Source organism: Ralstonia flatus, assembly GCF_958439105.1.
Lineage (GTDB): Bacteria > Pseudomonadota > Gammaproteobacteria > Burkholderiales > Burkholderiaceae > Ralstonia > Ralstonia flatus.
This window is the reverse complement of record NZ_CAUDLI010000004.1, coordinates 1-18,594: the sequence shown is the minus strand read 5'-3', so window position 1 is coordinate 18,594 and position 18,594 is coordinate 1. Positions and strand designations below refer to the sequence as shown.

Genomic DNA, 18,594 nt, shown 5'->3' with positions numbered 1-18,594 from the left:
ACCCCGAGATTGACAGCGCTGTCAATTGTGGCCATTCTTGCGTCCGTCGGCACGCCACACGATTCCGAAGAGAACGCTGACACCGCTGTCATGCATGGCAGCCGGTCCAATATCAGGAGACAGTCCATGGAGCTTGAAGCCGCACGTCCGGCCGCACGTCGTCAATCCCGCAACACGCGCTTTGGTCAACGCGTCGGCGCGTCGGCCATTGCAGCCGCCGTACTCGCGCTGGGCGCAGGCAGCGCCCACGCGTATGACATCACCACCAGCCCGTATCTGACCGGCGACTGGGGTGGCCTGCGAACCCGTCTGGCCGAACAGGGCGTGACCTTCAACCTCGGCTACGGCAGCGAAGTTGCGCACAACTTCAGCGGCGGTACCGAACATCTCACGCGCTACACCGATCAATGGGTCATCGGTACGGCGCTGGACCTGCAGAAACTGGTCGGCTGGCAGGGCGCCACGTTCCAGGCCACCGTCACCGACCGCAACGGCCGCAACCTGGGCAGCGACGCGAACATCGGCAACAACATGCTGATCCAGGAAGTCTATGGCCGCGGCCAGACCTGGCACCTGACGCAGTTCTGGCTGAACCAGAAGCTGCTCAACGACCGCCTGGAAATCAAGGCAGGCCGCGTGACGGTGGGTGAAGACTTCTTCTCGTTCTCGTGCGATTTCCAGAACCTGACGTTCTGCGGCTCGCAACCGGGCAACCTGGTGGGCGGCTACTGGGTGAACTGGCCGACCAGCCAGTGGGGCGCACGCGCCAAGGTGCACACCTCGGCCGAAACCTATGCGCAGATCGGCGTGTACCAGGTCAACCCGAACTACGTGGATGACGGCTGGGCCCGCCGCAACGGCTGGAAGCTGAACAACCCCGGCGGCACCACCGGCGCGCTGATTCCGCTGGAATTCGGCTGGATGCCCACCATCGAGGGCCGCCCGGGCACGTACCGCGCAGGCGTCTGGTACAACACCTCGAACGGCAAAGACCTGTACGAAGACGTGAACGGCAACGCGCGCGGCATCACCGGCCTGGACGCCAAGCAACGCAACGGCCAGTACGGCGTCTACCTGAACCTGCAGCAGCAGATCACGGGGGCGCCCGACGGACGCGGCGCCACGGTGTTCCTGAACTTCTCGCAGGCCGATCGCAACACGGCGCAGACCGATCACCAGATCTCGGTGGGCGTGCAGTACAAGGGACCGTTCGATCGCCTGTCCGACACCGTCGGCTTTGCCGTGGGTGCCACGCACAATAACGGCCGCTATGCCGACTTTGTCCGACAGACAAATGCCCGCACCGGCGCCAATACCGTGGTGGGTGACGGCTACGAATACGTGAGCGAGCTGTATTACAGCTGGTCGCCGGTGAAGTCTGTGTACTTCCGTCCTAATCTGCAGTACATCCTTCATCCGGGCGGCACTTCGCAAAACAAGAATGCCTTCGTCGTCGGCCTGAAGACCGGCGTCACGTTCTAAGAACGCATTTGCGCACAATAGGAGACCTTTTATGATTTCCCGCGTACTGAACACGCTCGCCGCTGCGGCGGTCCTGACCTTCGCCGCCACCTCGGCCCATGCCAGCAAGGAAGCGCCGGTCATCGGTTTCTCGATCGACGACCTGCGCGTGGAGCGCTGGACGCACGACCGCGATTACTTCGTCGAATCGGCCAAGAAGCTGGGCGCGACCGTCAACGTGCAGTCGGCCAACGCCAACGAAGCCAAGCAGATCGCCCAGATCGAAAACCTGATCGCCCAGAACGTCGACGTGCTCGTGATCGTGCCCTTCAACTCCAAGGTGCTGGGCAACGCCATTGCCAGCGCCAAGAAGAAAGGCATCAAGGTGGTGTCGTATGACCGCCTGATCCTGAACGCCGACATCGACGGCTACGTGACCTTCGACAACGTGAAGGTCGGGGAGCTGCAGGCGCAGGGCGTGGTCAAGCTCGCACCGAAGGGCAATTACTTCCTGCTGGGCGGCGCCGCCACCGACAACAACGCACGCCTGCTGCGCGAAGGCCAGATGAAGGTGCTCAAGCCGTACGTCGACAAGGGCGACATCAAGATCGTCGGCGAGCAGTGGACGCCGGAGTGGGACCCCTCCAAGGCGCAGAACATTGTTGAGAACGCGCTGACCGCGAACAACAACAACATCCAGGGCATCGTCGCCTCCAACGACGGCACGGCCGGCGGCGCGATCCAGGCGCTGGCACGCCAGAAGCTGGCGGGCAAGGTGCCGGTGTCGGGCCAGGACGCTGACTTGGCCGCCGTGAAGCGCGTGGCAGAAGGCACGCAGGCCATGACGGTGTACAAGCCGATCAAGCAGATCGCCGCCACCGCCGCCGAGATGGCCGTCGACCTCGTGAAGGGCACGGCGCCGAAGTTCAACACCAAGCTGAACAACGGCAAGAAGGATGTCGACACCGTGCTGCTGACCCCGACGCTGCTGACCAAGGACAACCTGGACAGCACCGTCGTCAAGGATGGCTTCTATACGCATCAGCAGATCTTCGGCAAGTAAGCCGCCGATGCAGTGGTCAGTGGTAGTCAGTAGGAGAACGCCATGAGCAGTAACGGCACCCTGTTCGAGATGCGCAACATCGTGAAGTCGTTCTCCGGTGTGCGCGCGCTCGACGGCGTCAGCCTGGCAGTGAAGCCGGGTGAGTGCGTCGGTTTGTGCGGGGAGAACGGCGCCGGGAAATCGACCCTCATGAAGGTGCTGTCGGGGGTCTATCCCTACGGCACCTTCGAAGGCGAGATCCTCTGGGAAGGTGAGCCGCTGCGCGCGCATTCCGTGCGCGACAGCGAGCGCGCCGGCATCGTCATCATCCATCAGGAACTGATGCTGGTGCAGCAGCTCTCCGTCACGGAGAACATCTTCCTCGGCAACGAAATCACCAAGCCGGGGGGCCGCATGGACTACGACGCCATGCACGCCAAGGCGGAAGAACTCCTCGCCCGCCTGCGCCTGACCGACGTGAACGTGGCCGCCCCCGTAATGAACTACGGTAGCGGCCACCAGCAGCTTTTCGAGATTGCCAAGGCGCTCGCCAAAAACGCGCGCCTGCTGATCCTGGACGAACCGACGTCGTCGCTGTCCGCCAAGGAAATCGAGGTGCTGCTGTCCATCATCGACGACCTCAAGCGCAGCGGCGTGGCGTGCGTCTACATTTCGCACAAGCTCGATGAGGTCAAGCGCGTGTGCGACACCGTCACCGTCATCCGCGACGGCAAGCACATCGGCACGCGCCCCGCCGCCGACATGACCATCGACAACATCATCACGATGATGGTCGGACGCGAAATGACGTCGCTGTTCCCGAAGGTGGAACACACGGTGGGCGAAGTGGTGATGGAAGCGCGCAACGTCACTTGCTGGGATGTCACCAACCCCAACCGCAAGCGCACAGACGGCGTGAGTTTTGCCGTGCGCCGCGGCGAGATTCTCGGCGTGGCGGGCCTCGTCGGCGCGGGGCGCACGGAAATGGTGTCTGCGCTGTTCGGCGCGTACCCCGGCCGCTCCAGCGCCGAGATCCTCATGGAAGGCAAGCCCGTCAAGGTCGGCTCACCGGCGGATGCAATCGCCGCCGGCATCTGCCTCGTACCGGAAGACCGCAAGCGTCACGGCATCGTCCCGCTGATGGCCGTGGGCGAGAACATCACGCTCGCCACCCTGGCGCAATACGCGCGCGGCTTGCGTGTCGACAAGGGCGCCGAACTCACCACCGTCGACCGCGAAATCAAGCGCCTGCGCATCAAGACCGCCAGCCCGGCGCTGGCGATTGCGAGCCTTTCCGGCGGCAACCAGCAGAAAGCCGTGGTCACGAAGATGGTCCTGGCGATGCCGAAGGTGCTGATCCTCGACGAACCGACGCGCGGTGTCGACGTCGGTTCCAAATACGACATCTACAAGATGATTGCCGACCTGGCCGCCAGCGGCGTCGGCATCATCATGGTCTCGTCCGAGATGCCGGAAATCCTGGGCATGAGCGATCGTGTCCTGGTCATGGGCGAAGGCCAGCTGCGCGGCGACTTCGTCAACCAAGGCCTCACCCAGGAGCGCATCCTGGCTGCTGCAATCAACGCTGAACCCGGCCGCCAAGCGGCTTGAATTGCCATGTCCAATATCCTGCAATCCCAACTCGCCCGTCAGAACGGTGGCAGTGGCGGCCCGCGCCTGGACGGCCGCGCCATCCAGCAATTGTTCGTGCGCTACAAGGTGCTTGCGCTCCTGCTGGCCGTGGCGCTCATCTGGGTCTTCTTCTACTTCCGGACCAACGGCACGTTCCTCCAGCCGAACAGCATTTCCAACCTGTTTCTGCAGATGTCGGTGACGGGCATGCTGGCCTGCGGCATGGTGTTCGTCATCATCGCCGGGGAAATCGATCTTTCCGTCGGCTCGCTGCTTGGCTTGCTGGGCGGGCTGGTCGCCATCCTCACCGTCAACCTGGGCTGGAACACCTGGCTGGCCGTGGGGACGGTGCTCGTGGCGGGCGCGGCCATTGGCGTGGTCAACGGCTTCATCACGACCAAGCTGCGCGTGCCGTCGTTCATCGTCGGCCTGGGCGGCATGCTGGCGTTCCGCGGCCTGCTGCAGTGGAGCACCGACAGCGTGACCATCGCCCCGGTGCCCGATGACCTCGGCAACCTCGCGCAGAGCTTCGTGCCGGCATGGCTGGCGTGGTCGCTGGCGGCTGTGATCGTGGCGGGTTCGGTTGTGCTGACCGTGCGCCGCCGTCGCGAGCGCGCCCGCTTGTCGCTCTCGCTCACCCCGATGTGGGCCGACGGGCTCAAGCTCCTGGCCATCGCTGCCGCCTCGTTCGGCTTTGTCGCAGTACTCAACCAGGCCAGCGGCGTGCCGCTGCCGGTGCTGATCCTGCTCGTGCTGCTGGCCATCTTCTCGTACGTCGCGACACAAACGGTCTTCGGCCGTCACGTCTATGCGGTCGGCGGCAACATGGAGGCCACACGCCTGTCTGGCGTGAACGTCGGCCGCGTCAAGCTGCTGGTGTTCGTGCTGATGGGCCTGATGTGCGCCTTCGCGGGCATCATCACCACCGCGCGTTCGGCTGCGGGATCGCCCTCCGCCGGTGTGGGCGGCGAACTGGATGCCATCTCCGCCTGCTTCATCGGCGGCACGTCGATGCGCGGCGGTTCGGGCACCGTGTACGGCGCACTGATCGGCGCGCTCGTCATGGCGAGCCTCGACAACGGCATGCAGCAGATGAACGTCGACGCCTCATGGCAGATGATCGTCAAGGGCGTGGTGCTGGTCGTCGCGGTGCTGATCGACGTGCTGTCGGGCTCCAATCGGGGCTGACAGCGGCTCGGTTCACATCACTCCAGGGCCCATCCGGCCCACCCTCCCTGATCCGGAACGACACGGCGGCGCGCGACGTTGCAGCGCCAGCCGCCGATCGTCCTTTTTTCTCCTCATCCCGAACGGAATTCGACATCGTGGCTGACTACCAAACCCCTGCTCGCGTTCTTGTGACCGGCGTCGCCGGCAACCTGGGCCGCAAGGTCGTCGAGGCACTGGCCTCCGCCCCGTGGTGCACGTCCATCATCGGCGTCGACTGGGTTGCCCAGAACGTCGAGTTTTCGCCGCAAGCGGCCGAACGTTTTCAATGGGTCACGGCCGACCTCACGCAAGCCGATGGCGCATGGACGGATCTGCTGGGCAACGTCGATGCGGTCATCCACCTGGCCGCCATCCACTCCACGCCCGACGCGACGTGGGAACAGGCGCTGGCCTCCTACGGCATGACGCTCAACGTGCTGCAGGCCGCCGCCACGCACGGGGTGCGCCGCTTCGTGTTTGCGTCGTCCAACCACGCGATGGGCGCATACAAGGACCAACCCCTGGCCGGCACCATCGGCCCCGGCAAACTCACCGCAGAGCTGGCCCCTGCCCCAGGCACGCGCTGGAATAACGGCACGGAAGACGTCTACTCGCTGGCCTACGGAACGTCCAAGGCCATGGGCGAACGGCTCTGCAGCGCGGTGGGCGCTGTCTCGGCAGCCAACGGCGGCAAGCTGTCGATCGTGTCGCTGCGCATCGGCTGGGCACTGCCCGACGACAACGACCCGAACGACATCAACTATTCCGGCACCGCCGACACGCCCGTCCCCACCGAACTGCCCGACGAAGCCAGCCGCGTCGCACTGCGCTGGTTCCGCAACATGTGGCTATCGAATGGGGATTTGCGCCGGCTGTTCCTGTGCTCCGTCACGGCGGACCCGGCGCGCTGGCCTGCGCCGGCTATCGTCGTAAACGGCGTGTCGAACAACCGTGGAATGGATTGGGGTCTGGAGACCGGGCGCGAGCTGCTGGGGTATGAGCCGCAGGATGATTTGTATGCGTTGATCCGGCAGCCGCAGTAAGGTGCGTGAAAAAGCCCGGCGCACATGACCGGGCTTTTTCATGCGTACAGCTGGACGTCAAGCTGCATGCGATGGCTGGGGGGTATCCTTCTGCGCCCCTTTATCTGCGGGTGGTGCCTCATCGGCACGGCGGCGCACCTCGGGTATGCGCGCCTTGTCGAATAACAACACCATCATGATCGCCAACACGGTCCCGCCCATCACAGACCACAGCGCCAAAACAAATGGTCCGGGGCCAGACCGATTCTCTGGAAGCGTGGGGCCTGACACGAATCGCGCCTCCGTGATGTGCCTGTTCTGCATTTGGTCGGCAACCAGCATGATCTGGTTGTAAACCTCACGCGTCTTGTCGTCTTCAAGGTTTCTATCCTTGAAAACGCTCTGGCCGGTTTTCACGAACTCTGCAAGTAGCGCTTGACCGGACTCCACTTGCTTGCTGCGTTGCTCAATGCGCCCATAGAATTCACCGCGCAGCGCATTCTGTTCGGCATCACGCTCAAGCAACGCAAGCTGGGATTTCAGCTCCGCCATCTCCGTCTCGGTTCCGACGAGCTGCGCCATTGGAGACAAGTAGCGCGACGAATCTTTGTCGTTGCCGGTTGAGAGCAACTGTCGTGACTCCATCTTCGAGGCTTGGGGGTACCTGCTCGCAATGGCCCGAGCTGCTTGGAGCCGTCTGCCAGACTGCTCTAATGCAACCCGCTTCTGGATGATCTGGTTATCGATGAGCTGTTTCTTGGCCTTGGTCTCGCCAGACTTCGTGTAAATCATATCGCGCAGATCTTCACTGAGCATGGTGTCCCTGACGAAATTGCCCATCAACTCCACACGAGCTTGCGCATTTTGGGGCGATCGATCGGAGAACGAAATCCAGAAGCCCAAGATACCCGCAGCCTCAGCTGTACTCTTTGCATCCGCGATGTAACGCAGATCCTCTTTCGACAACGGCTGGACCGCCTTCAAATGGGTCTGCACAAACCGCTCATTTAGCGCATCCAGGAAATAGCGGCTGTTCTTGTCGTCGAGTTTCTTGCTATCCCTGAGATAGCCTCGAAGTGTTTCCCTATCCCACAGCGCTGCCTTATGGGCGTTGTATTCCGCAAATTTACGCGGGGCGCGCAGAAACCCTTCACTGGAATACTGGCACCGCATCCAGAATACAGTTGCAAATATCAGCAGTGCAAAAACAACTGAAAGTGGAAAGACTTGCCGACGCAATCGCCAGCTACGTTTGAGCAACACTGACAGATCGAGCAGCTCATCTTCTGTGCTGGCACTTCGGTCGTCAGCCTTAACGGTCGGCGCACCCATCCCTTTTTTCCTTTTATATATCGGCAATTTTGGAAATCACGGTGCGACTCCGAGGCTTTCGACTCCGCCATTTGAGAATAACCGTTGGCCCTTAACACCAACATCAAAACCAAAGGCAGCTCAACCGGTCCCGCACGTGTACGACAAGTCGCGTGGTTATACCAGCCATCAGGATTTCTGAATGTCAATTAGTGAGGCATGCTGGCGGAGCGATACGCATTGATATCCAATGCTGCATCACGTGACGTCACTCTTGGATGCTTGGCGTACCAAAATAGCAGTTCATGAGCGAACCGCGACCCCTCTCCGGAGAAGGGATTCGCCCGACGACACCGCAAGCCGATGGTTACGTCACCGTTATCGGGGGCCGATGCCAGATTGACTTCCTGACCAACGTCGCAAAACCTCAACGCGCCGGCGCACAAGTCGATTCCCGAATCACCAGCTCATACTGCAAATTCTCGTGCACCGAATGCGGCTTCAGCCCCGGCAGGTGCGGGCGATGAATCGCGATGAGTTGTTCCACCGCCGCATGCGCCATCGCCTGGATCGGCTGGCGCACCGTTGTGAGCGCCGGCCAGAGCTGGCGTGAGAGCGGCGTGTCGTCGTAGCCGCAAATGGAGAGTTCTTCCGGCACCTTGATGCCGCGCGCCTGGGCCACCCGGAGCACGCCGGCGGCCATGTCATCGTTGCCGGCAAAGATGGCGGTGGGGCGTGGCTCGCAGGACAGCAATCGCTCAGCGCAGGCGACGCCCGATTCGAACGAGTGCTCGCCCTGCTCGACGAGCCGTTCGTCGACTTCGATGCCGGCCTGCGCCATCGCGTCGCGATAGCCGAATACGCGCTGATACGCCGCGCCGTGAGCGGGGTCGCACACCACGAAGCCGATGCGGCGATGGCCGAGCCCGATGAGGTGCAGCGTCATGTCGCGCGCGGCGGCGCGGTCTTCGGTATTGACGGACAACCCCTTGTGCTCGCGATCGGCGGGGGCCAGGCGCACGTAGTCGATGCCGGCTTCATCCAGCGCCGTGATCAGCGACGGCACGTCCGACACCGGCGGCGTCAGGATGATGCCGGCCAGGGCACGCTGGCGCGCACTCTGGATGATCTGGTCGGCGAGGTTCGGATCGCGGTAGTTGCACGGCGTGAGCAGCAGGCTGTAGTCGAGCGCCTGGCAGGCTTCGAGCGCACCATGCTGGATGTTGACGATGTAGTTGTCGGAGGGGTTGTCGTAGACCAGCGCGATGATGTCGGCGCGCTTGCTCGCCAGTCGGCGCGCAGCCGGGTTGGGCCGGTAGTCGAGCGTCTGCATCGCCTCGACCACCTTCGCACGCGTCTTCTCGCTGATGTTCGGCTCGTGGTTCAGCACGCGCGAGACGGTCTTGATGGACACGCCCGCATGCGCGGCAACATCATCGACAGTGACGGCTCCGGCGTTGCGCTTCATGGTCTGGCGATGGTCTGGCGAGTGTGGTTCTGAAACACGGAACGGGCGCCATCATGCGCCCGCCAACGTGTTCGATTTTACCGCCAACCCCCACGCGGCGCGGCCGAAAAAAACTAACGGGCGCTCAATCCCGAACGGCCCATCGGCAGCCGGACGATGCCTTGCGCCAGGCTCACGCCCAGCAGGACGAGGCCGCCGCCGATCCAGTGATAGCCGTGCACCGTTTCGCCCAGCATCACCGCGGCCATGCCGGCCGTGAAGACGGGCATCAGGTTCATCAACACCGCCGTGCGTTCGCTGCCGATGCGCTTGAGCCCCTGCATCCACAGATACGACGCGACGATCGACGAGGCAATACCCGCAAACACCACCAGCCCGATGCCCTTGGCGGGCACGGCCAGGCTGTGCGCCGTCATGGCCACCGGCACGAGCATGACGACGGCCATGAGCACCTGCACGTACAGGTTGATCCACTGCCCGAACGGCAGCGCCCAACGGCGATAGAGGATGTTGTAGAGCGCGTAAGCCGTGGCGCCGGCAAGCACGAGCACGTCGCCATGGTTGATGCCGCCGTCGAACAGGTTGGTCGGCTCGCCGCGCCCCAGCAGATACAGCACGCCCAGGAGCGACACCACCACGCCGGTCACGGCCTGCGCCCCGACCGGCTGACGAAATACCACCACGTTCAGGGTCAGGCCCAGCATCGGGATCAGGGCGCCGATCACGCCCATGTTGGTCGCGCTCGTGCTGTGCGCGGCGTAGTACGCCAGGCACTGGTACATCACCATGCCAAGCAGGGCGAGCACCGCAAAGCGCCGCCACTGTGCCAACACGGCATGACGCTGGCGCCATAGCGGCCGGGCGCAGAACGGCGTGAGCACGGCGGCCGCCAGCAACCACCGGTAGAACGAAATGGCCGCCGGGTCCACCACGCCGGCCGCGGCTTTCGACACGATTGTGTTGGCGGCCCAGATCAGCACCGCCAGCAAGGGATACAGCACAGGCACAGCGGCCTCCTCGAGCACTGGAAGACCGCAGTGTAGTAATGTCCGGTTCAAAACATAGACTGCAAACCAGACAACCTCACCCCTCGAACGCGACAACCGTGGCCGACACCCTATACACCGCCTACCGAGAAGCCGATCTGCGGGTGCCGAAGGGAGCGCCGTTCTACTTTCGCTACGACCATTTCGAGCCCGAAACCGATATCGAGCCGCACACGCACGCGTGGGGCCAGATCAACCGCATCAGCCTCGGTTTGATGGAGGTGGTGGTCGATGGCCGCCGGCTGACGGCGCCTGCCGAATACGTGATCTGGGTGCCGGCCAACCGGCCGCATTCGGCATCGATCCGGCAGGCGACGGATTTCCTTTCGCTGTACATGGCCGAACCGCTCGCGCAGCGGCTGCCGCCCGTGGCCTGCCTGATTCCGCAGACACCACTGGTGCGTGCGCTGTTCGAAGACTTCGCCGCGCGCCGCGTCACCGCCATGGCTGACGAGTGGGACTTGCGCCAGTTCGAATTGCTGGTCGAAACGTTGGTGCGTGCCGGCCACGCCGACAGCTACCTGCCCGACAGCACCGACCGCCAGCTGGAGCCCATTCTGCAAGCCATCCGCCTGGACCCGGCCGACACCACCACGCTGCAGCAATGGGCCGAGCGCGTGCACAGCACCGAACGGACCCTTGCGCGGCGCTTCCAGACCGAACTCGGCATGAGCTTCGTGCAATGGCGCAACCGCGTGCGCCTGCTGCGGGCGCTGGTGTGGCTCAAGGAAGATCGATCGGTGCAGGACATTGCGCTCGCGCTGGGCTACGGAGCACCGTCGGCGTTCATTGCGATGTTCCGCAAGCAGGTCGGGTTCTCGCCCGAACGCTATCGACGGCAGATGTGCGGCGAGACCGAACGCCCCGCCATGCACATCACCGATCAGGCCGCAAGGTAAGCGGGCGCTGCGCTCGAAAGCGATTGCTTCACGTGGCGGCCAACGTCATCGACGAGCACCTCGTCGCGGCCGTCCGCGAGTGCGCGCAGCACTTCCGCAACGACCTGCTCGGGGGTCGACTTCGGTGCAGTCACGCCCGCCGTCATGTCGGTATCGATGTAGGCCGGGTGCACGCCCACCACGCGCGTCCCCTGGCTACGCAGCTCGGGCCGCAAGCCATTGGTGAGCGCCCAGGCCGCGGCTTTCGATGCGCTGTAGGCCCCGCTGCCCGGCAGCGCCACCCAGCTCAGTACCGACAGCACATTGACAACGACGCCGCCGCCGTTGCGCTTGAGCACCGGCGCAAACGCCTGAGTGACAGCCAGCAGGCCCCACACGTTCACGTCGAAGATCTTGTGGATCGCGCCGATGTCGCCGGAGGCAAGCAAGGACGCCGGCTGCATGATGCCTGCGTTATTGATGACCACATCCACGTCCGTCAGCGCTGCTGCGGCGGCGGTGATCGACTCCGCGTCGGTTACGTCGAGGCGCACGGCCTCTACGCCCGGCTGCGTGACGGACTGCGGGTCGCGGGCACCCGCATAGACCTTGGCCGCACCGGCGGCCAGCAGCGCCTGCGTGAACTGCCGTCCCAAGCCACGATTGGCGCCCGTCACAAGAATGGTCTTACCTTTGATATCCATGTCGATCTCCATATGTGCATATGCACAGTTTTGCTGCAAAAGAATGCGTCGTTGCCCGGCGCGGGTTCAAGTCGTGGTGAGGGCAAACAGCGCTTCGCGAAGCGCGCTGGCCCGCTCAGCCCCGAATTTGTCGTCGATCTCCTGCTGAGCCGCCCGCCAATGCGTCTCGGCGGCTTTGAGCAGCGCCAGCCCCCGCGGCGTCAGATGCAACGCCGTCGCACGTCCTCTGGATGCGGCCTTCTGGACGAGCAAGCCATCGCGCTGCATCGGTTGCAGGGCGCGCACAAGGGTGGTTCGATCCATCACCAAGGCTTCGGCCACCGACGCCATCGTCGGTTCAGCGGCGGCCGTGGCAATTGCGACGAGCACCGAAAACTGCGACGACGTGAGTCCGACCTCGCCCAGATGGCGGTCGTAAAGCTGCGTGACATAACGCGCCGCCTGACGGACGGCAAGCGCGGTGCACTTGGGGGTTTCAGGTAACTGCGACATGCGCTGCAGTTTATCAGTGCATATGCACATGTCAAGCGATTCCGTATCGGACGATATCGATTCAACCGAGCAAAAGGCTGTGTGCGTCGCTGACAGGCGACTGGATGGCGCGCGCGGCACAACTCAAAACAATTGTGAGAAACCGCGCCGCATCGCCGTTTGCGGGCTGCTGTGTCCTTTAGAATTCGTCTGTTGCAGATTTGGAAGTCCACACATGCGCACACCACGGTTCGCATCTGCCCGGATGCTGGGCAGCGCGCTCGCCCTGAGCACGCTGGCACTCAGCGGCTGCAGTTCGCTGATGTCGGAAGGCACGACCACCGCGGCCGGTATCGGCGGTGCAGCCCTCGCCGCCAAGGTGACCGACAACGCGGCCGTGGCCACCGGCATCGGCTTGGGCGTCCAAGCCGGCGCACGGGCCGCATTGCAACACAGCCAGCGCGTGGTCCACACCGAAACCCAAGACCACATCGCGCAGATCGCCGGGACGCTGGCCGACAACACCGTCGGCAACTGGCAGATCAAGCACCGCATTCCCCTGGAGCCCGACGAACACGGGCGCGTGGTGGTCACGCGTTCGATCAACGGGCCGCTCGTCAATTGCAAGGAAATCCTCTTCACCGTGGACGGCGTTGAAGACGGTGCGGCGAAGGTCGACTTCTTCGTCGCGTCGATCTGCCATGACGGCAAGCAATGGAAGTGGGCGACGGCAGAACCGGCCACGGCGCGATGGGGATCGCTGCAATGAGCCGCGCGCGCTGGCTTGTAGCAGCGTGTGCGGGCCTGATGGCTGGCTTGATGGCCGGCTGCTCGTCGGTGGGGCCGTTGACCGGCGCCGCAGCGGGCGTGGCCACCGGCACCGTCACAGGCAACCCGGCGGTGGCCTATGGCGTGGCGGTGTCGGTCAACGCCGCGACCGATGCGTCGATCAAATATGCGACCCGCAAATGGGCCGCCAGCGAGCAGGATGCGCTGGCCATGGCCGTCGGGCGGTTGAGCGACAGCACGCCGTCGCTCAACTGGTCGCTCGAACGCATGATGGGCTTCACCAAGGCGCACGGCCAGGTCGTGCTCGTGCGCACGTTCACGACACCGCTGGCCACGTGCCGCGAAGCGGTGCTGACCGTTCAGGAAGCGCTCGCGCCCAAGAACGCGCCGGGGGCCGGCTACACGATTTACGCGTGTCAGAACGGCAGCACATGGCAATGGGCCAACGCCGAGCCCGCCGTGCCGCGCTGGGGCAACCTGCAGTAGCGTCGATCGTCCGTCAGGACTTGGCGGCAAGGCGCGTCACGGCATCCTGCAGAAACCGCTTCCTCGCCTCGACGATCATGCGCTGCATGGCCTCGTCAGGCATGGCCCGCGCGATATGGATGGCACCTACCAACTGCGCAATCTTCGCCCACGCAGCATCGTCGTCCCCCAGACGCTGCGCGAGGATCGCGTGCCCTTTGCGCATCTCTTGCTGATACAGGCCGGCCCGGCACACTCCTTTGAGCATGCGCCAACGATCAGCCGGCGCATGCACATCGCATCTCCCCTTCGCTTACGAGGTCATGCTGCCCCGTCTTGTATTTTTAATACGAATCATTATCATTTGTGTTCTTAGTTAAATTGAGCACTGCCATGCACGGTATTGCCCTCCTGCTCGGGCTGCTTGCAGCGGGCTGCCTGTATGCGGCCGCGCCCAACCAAGTGTTGCTCGCACCGGCCTCGCGCCTGCGCGGGCGCTTGCTGTGCGGCATCGCCGGTGTGCTCTCGGTCATCGCCGTGGTGCTGTGGAACGATGTGCTCGGCTGGGCAGGGGCGGTTATCGCCGTGGCGCTGGTGGTCACGGGGGCCTTGTCGCTGTGGCCCATGTTGGGCGCGTGGACGCATCAACGGCGCGCAAGCAGCGAGACGCCGTCATGAGCGGCATGGGCACCAAGTGGCTGGCCGGTACCGTGCTGGGGCTGCCGCTGTCGATTGCGCTGTGCACGCTGGCGATCCTGTGGCTGCCGGGGGGCTGGGAAAGCGGTGTCATCGGGGCACTGCTCGTCTGCCTGCCGCTGTGGGCGGTGATCATCAGTGTGAGCGTGTTGTTTCCGACCAGCGCCCGCGCGTGGGGCGTGCTGGCGGCTGCCAATGCCGTGTCATTCGGCGTGCTGTGGCTGCCGCGCCTGATGGTGGCCTGACCTCGCCATGAAATCGACGACCTTACGTCTGTATCAGACGCTGCATACCTGGGTGGGCCTGATGGCGGGCTGGGCGCTGTTCATCGCGTTTTTTGCCGGTGCGCTCACCGTATTCCATGAAGAGCTGCATGCGTGGCAGAACCCGCTGCGCGCCGACCATGCGGCCGTTGCCACCACGCCTGCCGATATCGACCACTTCGTGAACGCGCTGGTGCGCACGCATCCGGCCGCGGCAGCCAGCGCGTACGTCATCTTCCCGAACGAGGGCGAGCCGGAATTCTCTGCGTATTGGCAGAACAGCAAGGGCGATTGGCAAATGACGACCGGCAGTGGGCTGGCGGCCGGCAAGACCTCGCCGAAAGACCTGTCGATCGAACCCTCCAAGGGCGAGCTGGCCAATTTCCTGAACCGGCTGCACTACTCGCTGGGGCTGGAAGAGCCGGGCATGTACTTCATGGGCGTGATCTCGGTGCTCTACGGCGTGGCGCTCATTTCGGGCGTGCTACTGCACCTGCCGCGCCTGAAGAAGGATCTGCTGGCCGTGCGCCCGGGGCGCAATCTCAAGCGCTTCTGGATGGACATGCACAACGTGCTCGGACTGTTCAGCCTGCCCTTCCACCTGATCTTTGCGATCACCGCGCCGGTGCTGTGTCTGAGCATCGTGCTGATGACCGTGTTCAACACCGTGGCGCTCAACGGCAAGCTGTTCGACGCGGTGCCGCGTGTCACCACGGCGGCGGGCACGGTGGTGGCCGCCAAGCGCGCCGCGCCGATGCTGCCGGCCGAGCTGCTGCTGGCCCGTGCACGCGAGGCGGCCGGCCCCAACTTCACCGTCAAGTCAATCCACTACCAGCAGATTGGCGATGCGAATGCCGTGGCGGAACTACGCGGCAGCAGCACGCGCGCGGTCGGCGACTACGGCTCGGTGGCAATTCACGCAGCGGCCGACCAGCCCAACAGCGGCAAGCTCGTCGGCAACCAGACGCCCGATGCGCGCGACATCAATCACGCCCTCTACAGCCTCGTCTACGGCCTGCATTTCGGCACTTACGGTGACATCGCCTTGCGTCTCGCCTATCTGGTGATGGGCCTCGCGGGGGCCTTCGTCTTCTACTCGGGCAACCTGCTGTGGATCGAATCGCGCCGCAAGCAGCGCAAGGCCGAACAACCGCGTCTGCATCAACTGCTGGCCCGCGCCACGGTTGGCGTGTGCGTCGGATGCTGCGTCGGCGTGATGGCGACGTTCCCAGCGGCGCTGCTTTGGCCGGAGCGCTCGGCGGGCGTGACGTACTACACCGTGTTCTTCGCGGCGATTGCGTGGGCGATGCTGCGGCCGCCCGCACGCGGCGCCGTCGAACTGCTGAGCGCTGCCGCCATCGCGGCGGTGCTTGCGCCCGTCACCAACGCCGTCGTGACCGGCGACCACCTGCTGCGCACGATGGCGCGCGGCGACTGGATGGTGGCCGGTTTCGACCTGGGCGCACTGGCGCTCGCGTGCGGCTTTGTCGGCCTCGCACGGGCGACGCTGCGCCGGGCGCGCCACGGTGCGCCCGATTCCGTCTGGGCCATGCCGGTGCGCGAATCGCGCGTCGGCAACGACCTGCATCCGAGCGTCGCCAGAGAGCCATAGCGCCACACGCCGGCGCAAGAAACCACAACCACCCGCACAGGATTCGCGCATGCCGCTCGCCGGCACGCACGCGACTGCGCACGCCTGCACACAACATGGATTCAGGGGAGCTGATCATGCGAGCCGCTGCTTTACCACCCGCTTCACGCCGTTCCATCAACCGCCTTCGCCCAACGCCGCTGGTACGCAGGCTCGCATTGGCTTTTGCCGCCATGGGCGCAGGCGCATCGGCCTACGCGCAGCAGAACACCACGCAGGTCGACCTGCCCGCCACGCAAGTCACCGCCGGCAAATCGGCCGCCTATGGTGCGAAGCAGGCCAGCACCGGCGCACTGGGCGACAAGGCCGTGCTCGATACGCCGTTCACCATCAACGTTGCCACGCAGGAGCTGATCCAGAACCGTCAGGCACAGACCATCGGCGAGGTTTTCAAGGGCGATCCGGCGGTCACGGCCAACAACGACGGGTACATCGGCGAGGCGTCGAACATCACGATCCGCGGCTTGCAGCTCGACCTGCTGGAGGGCTACAAGGTCGACGGTCTGGCCGTCCCCAACTGGGGCAGCGATGTGCCGCTCGAACACTTCGAACGCGTGGAGCTGCTCAAGGGGCTATCGGGTTTCATGTATGGCTTCGGCACGCCGGGCGGCATCGCCAACTTCGTGACCAAACGCCCGACCAACACCTTTGGCGGCAGCGCCACGTTCGGCTTCACCAGCGGCGGTACGCTCAAGGAATCGCTCGATGTGGGCGGACGCTTCGGCCCCACCAAGGCCCTGGGCGCGCGCCTGGGTGTGGTGCATGAAGAGGGCGACACCTTTGTCGACGGCGGCCATATCAAGCGCGACTCCGCATCGCTCGCACTCGATGCGCGCATCACGCCCGATCTGCAGTGGTCGTTCGACGGCCTGTACATGCAGCGCAACGTGCAGGGCGCCTACTACGGCATCATCCCCGGCCAGGATTTTGGTGTGCCGGTCACGGAATTCGTTCGCACGCCGCGCGCCATTGACGGCAGCCAACGCGTGTCGTCGCGCGGGTCGTATTACGAGACCGAGATCAAATCCGTCGGCACCGAACTGAACTGGGCCGCCACGCCGGATTGGAACGTGCGCGCCGCCTATCGCTACACGCAGCAGAACCGAGGCAACGCCGACAGCGCGATCCAGCTGACGGACAACGCGGGCAACTTCAGCGAGCTGCAGTACAGCTCGTACCAGCGCTACCAATACAGCCAGGCGCAGCTCATGGCCAACGGCAAGGTGCGCACGGGCCCGATCGAGCATGAACTCGTCTTCGGCACCTCGTGGCAGAGTCTCACGCAAGCCACGGGCGGCTTTGCTTCCACGCTGCTCGGCACCGGCAACCTGTACGACACGTCGGCGTTCGTGTCGTCGGGGGCGACACCGATGCGGGTGCCCGCGTCCGACGGTCTGGCTCGCACGTCCCGGATCGACCAGACGTCCGTCTTTGCGAGCGACACGGCCAAGTTCAACGAGCACTGGTCGGTGCTTGGCGGGTTGCGCTATACGCGTTTCAACCAGACCGGCTACAACGCCGACGGCAGCACCTCGGCCAAATACACCCGCGAGCCGATCACGCCCACGCTGGCGGTGATGTTCAAACCCGTGCAGCCGGTGACGCTGTACACCAGCTATGTGGAATCGCTTGAAGCCGGCGCCACCGCACCGATCACCGCACTCAACGCCGGCACGGTATTCGGGCCGCTCAAGAGCAAGCAGATCGAGGTGGGCGCCAAGGCTGAACTGCACGACTGGACATTCGGCGCGGCGCTGTTCCAGGTACAACGCGGGCTGGCGTATCTGCGGCCGGACAACGTCTATACGCAAGACGGCATGACGCGTTATCGCGGGCTCGAATTGAGCGCGCGCGGCAAGCTCGCGCGGGACTGGACGCTGCTGGGCGGGGTGCTGTTCATGAATTCCGAGAACACGGAGTCCGATGCCTCCGTGCTGGGCAAGCGCGCCTACGGGTCGCCGCGCTTCAAGGCGACGGCCTATGTGGAATATGCCGTGCCGCCGGTGCCTGGGCTCGTGCTGTCGGCAGGTGGGCAGTACGTCGGCAACTCGGCGCTTGAAGCGGACAACAGCAACATCGTGCCGGGGTATCACACGTTTGATGTGGGGGCGCGGTATTCGACCAAGGTGGGCGGCAAGCCGGTGACGCTGCGGTTCAATGTCGACAACCTGACGAATGAGAAGTACTGGTTGCCGAGTTGGGGGTTCATTTTGGTGCAGGGGGCGCCTCGGACGTTTAGGGCTAGTGCTACGGTTTATTTTTGATGTTTTGGTTTTTTGTTGATGGCGCATCCCTTGTTTCATCCCCTGCCGGGGCTGACTCACTTTCTTTGTCTTGCCAAAGAAAGTAAGCAAAGAAAGGCGCGCCCGAGATGGCTGTCGTGGTCAAGTAATTTCGGACACGTCACTAGGTTGTTTCGCTGTTCGTTTAGCCTCGTAGGCGCAGGGCGACAGGTAGCCCAAGGTTGAGTGCAAACGCACGGGGTT

At 64.1% G+C, this 18,594-nt stretch carries 18 protein-coding genes; 12 read left to right on the top strand and 6 right to left on the bottom strand.

What is annotated here, in order from left to right; translation table 11 throughout:
- Nucleotides 1-126 precede the first annotated feature (126 nt).
- The 5 genes from R2676_RS10295 (at nucleotide 127) to R2676_RS10275 (ending at nucleotide 6,387) form a co-directional block, all read left to right on the top strand.
- Nucleotides 127-1,482: a carbohydrate porin gene (locus tag R2676_RS10295; RefSeq protein WP_027679690.1), complete on the top strand. Its 1,356-nt coding sequence runs from the start codon at nucleotides 127-129 to the stop codon at nucleotides 1,480-1,482.
- Between the two features lie 31 nt (nucleotides 1,483-1,513).
- The gene (gene xylF, locus R2676_RS10290) at nucleotides 1,514-2,524 is read left to right on the top strand and encodes a D-xylose ABC transporter substrate-binding protein (protein ID WP_004632537.1); all 1,011 of its coding nucleotides are present in this window, start codon (nucleotides 1,514-1,516) and stop codon (nucleotides 2,522-2,524) included.
- Nucleotides 2,525-2,566: 42 nt separating this feature from the next.
- Complete coding sequence (locus R2676_RS10285; protein ID WP_206274523.1) at nucleotides 2,567-4,114, top strand: xylose ABC transporter ATP-binding protein; 1,548 nt, start codon at nucleotides 2,567-2,569, stop codon at nucleotides 4,112-4,114.
- 6 nt (nucleotides 4,115-4,120) lie between these two features.
- Nucleotides 4,121-5,323: a sugar ABC transporter permease gene (locus R2676_RS10280; protein WP_206274522.1), complete on the top strand. Its 1,203-nt coding sequence runs from the start codon at nucleotides 4,121-4,123 to the stop codon at nucleotides 5,321-5,323.
- Between the two features lie 137 nt (nucleotides 5,324-5,460).
- Nucleotides 5,461-6,387: an NAD-dependent epimerase/dehydratase family protein gene (locus R2676_RS10275; RefSeq protein WP_206274521.1), complete on the top strand. Its 927-nt coding sequence runs from the start codon at nucleotides 5,461-5,463 to the stop codon at nucleotides 6,385-6,387.
- 57 nt (nucleotides 6,388-6,444) lie between these two features.
- Here R2676_RS10275 and R2676_RS10270 read toward each other — a convergent pair whose 3' ends face one another.
- From R2676_RS10270 to R2676_RS10260, 3 genes are all read right to left on the bottom strand, one after another.
- Nucleotides 6,445-7,698 carry a hypothetical protein gene (locus R2676_RS10270; RefSeq protein ID WP_206274520.1) on the bottom strand — a complete coding sequence of 418 codons (1,254 nt, stop codon included), beginning with the start codon at nucleotides 7,696-7,698 and terminating at the stop codon, nucleotides 6,445-6,447.
- 406 nt (nucleotides 7,699-8,104) lie between these two features.
- Entirely contained in the window at nucleotides 8,105-9,145 is a 1,041-nt protein-coding gene (locus R2676_RS10265) for a LacI family DNA-binding transcriptional regulator (protein ID WP_009240151.1), read from the bottom strand.
- A 113-nt stretch (nucleotides 9,146-9,258) separates the two neighbouring features.
- Entirely contained in the window at nucleotides 9,259-10,152 is an 894-nt protein-coding gene (locus R2676_RS10260) for a DMT family transporter (protein ID WP_206274519.1), read from the bottom strand.
- Between the two features lie 98 nt (nucleotides 10,153-10,250).
- Here R2676_RS10260 and R2676_RS10255 point away from each other — a divergent pair, with 98 nt between their 5' ends.
- On the top strand, nucleotides 10,251-11,090 hold the full coding sequence (locus R2676_RS10255) for an AraC family transcriptional regulator (protein ID WP_206274518.1): 840 nt from the start codon (nucleotides 10,251-10,253) through the stop codon (nucleotides 11,088-11,090).
- Here R2676_RS10255 and R2676_RS10250 read toward each other — a convergent pair.
- Complete coding sequence (locus tag R2676_RS10250) at nucleotides 11,075-11,773, bottom strand: SDR family oxidoreductase (protein WP_206274517.1); 699 nt, start codon at nucleotides 11,771-11,773, stop codon at nucleotides 11,075-11,077. The genes R2676_RS10255 and R2676_RS10250 overlap by 16 nt on opposite strands.
- A 66-nt stretch (nucleotides 11,774-11,839) precedes the next feature.
- Nucleotides 11,840-12,265 (bottom strand): MarR family winged helix-turn-helix transcriptional regulator, encoded by a 426-nt coding sequence (locus R2676_RS10245; protein ID WP_206274516.1) that lies wholly within the window; start codon nucleotides 12,263-12,265, stop codon nucleotides 11,840-11,842.
- A gap of 214 nt (nucleotides 12,266-12,479) precedes the next feature.
- On the opposite strand from R2676_RS10245, the gene R2676_RS10240 reads away from it, so the two are divergent.
- Together R2676_RS10240 and R2676_RS10235 are read left to right on the top strand one after the other, a co-directional pair.
- Nucleotides 12,480-13,013: a hypothetical protein gene (locus R2676_RS10240; RefSeq protein WP_410482494.1), complete on the top strand. Its 534-nt coding sequence runs from the start codon at nucleotides 12,480-12,482 to the stop codon at nucleotides 13,011-13,013.
- Nucleotides 13,010-13,519, top strand: coding sequence for a hypothetical protein (locus R2676_RS10235; RefSeq protein WP_206274847.1), 510 nt, complete (start codon nucleotides 13,010-13,012; stop codon nucleotides 13,517-13,519). Before R2676_RS10240 ends, R2676_RS10235 begins: the two co-directional genes overlap by 4 nt.
- 13 nt (nucleotides 13,520-13,532) lie before the next feature.
- On the opposite strand, the gene R2676_RS10230 is transcribed toward R2676_RS10235, so the two are convergent.
- Nucleotides 13,533-13,766, bottom strand: a complete 234-nt coding sequence (locus R2676_RS10230; protein WP_206274515.1) for a hypothetical protein — start codon at nucleotides 13,764-13,766, stop codon at nucleotides 13,533-13,535.
- 125 nt (nucleotides 13,767-13,891) lie between these two features.
- Here R2676_RS10230 and R2676_RS10225 point away from each other — a divergent pair, with 125 nt between their 5' ends.
- From R2676_RS10225 to R2676_RS10210, 4 genes are all read left to right on the top strand, one after another.
- Complete coding sequence (locus R2676_RS10225) at nucleotides 13,892-14,176, top strand: hypothetical protein (RefSeq protein WP_027679674.1); 285 nt, start codon at nucleotides 13,892-13,894, stop codon at nucleotides 14,174-14,176.
- Nucleotides 14,173-14,439 (top strand): hypothetical protein, encoded by a 267-nt coding sequence (locus tag R2676_RS10220; RefSeq protein WP_027679673.1) that lies wholly within the window; start codon nucleotides 14,173-14,175, stop codon nucleotides 14,437-14,439. Before R2676_RS10225 ends, R2676_RS10220 begins: the two co-directional genes overlap by 4 nt.
- A gap of 7 nt (nucleotides 14,440-14,446) precedes the next feature.
- Entirely contained in the window at nucleotides 14,447-16,069 is a 1,623-nt protein-coding gene (locus R2676_RS10215; protein ID WP_206274514.1) for a PepSY-associated TM helix domain-containing protein, read from the top strand.
- A gap of 116 nt (nucleotides 16,070-16,185) precedes the next feature.
- Nucleotides 16,186-18,372, top strand: a complete 2,187-nt coding sequence (locus R2676_RS10210; protein WP_206274513.1) for a TonB-dependent siderophore receptor — start codon at nucleotides 16,186-16,188, stop codon at nucleotides 18,370-18,372.
- The last annotated feature ends 222 nt before the right edge of the window (nucleotides 18,373-18,594 follow it).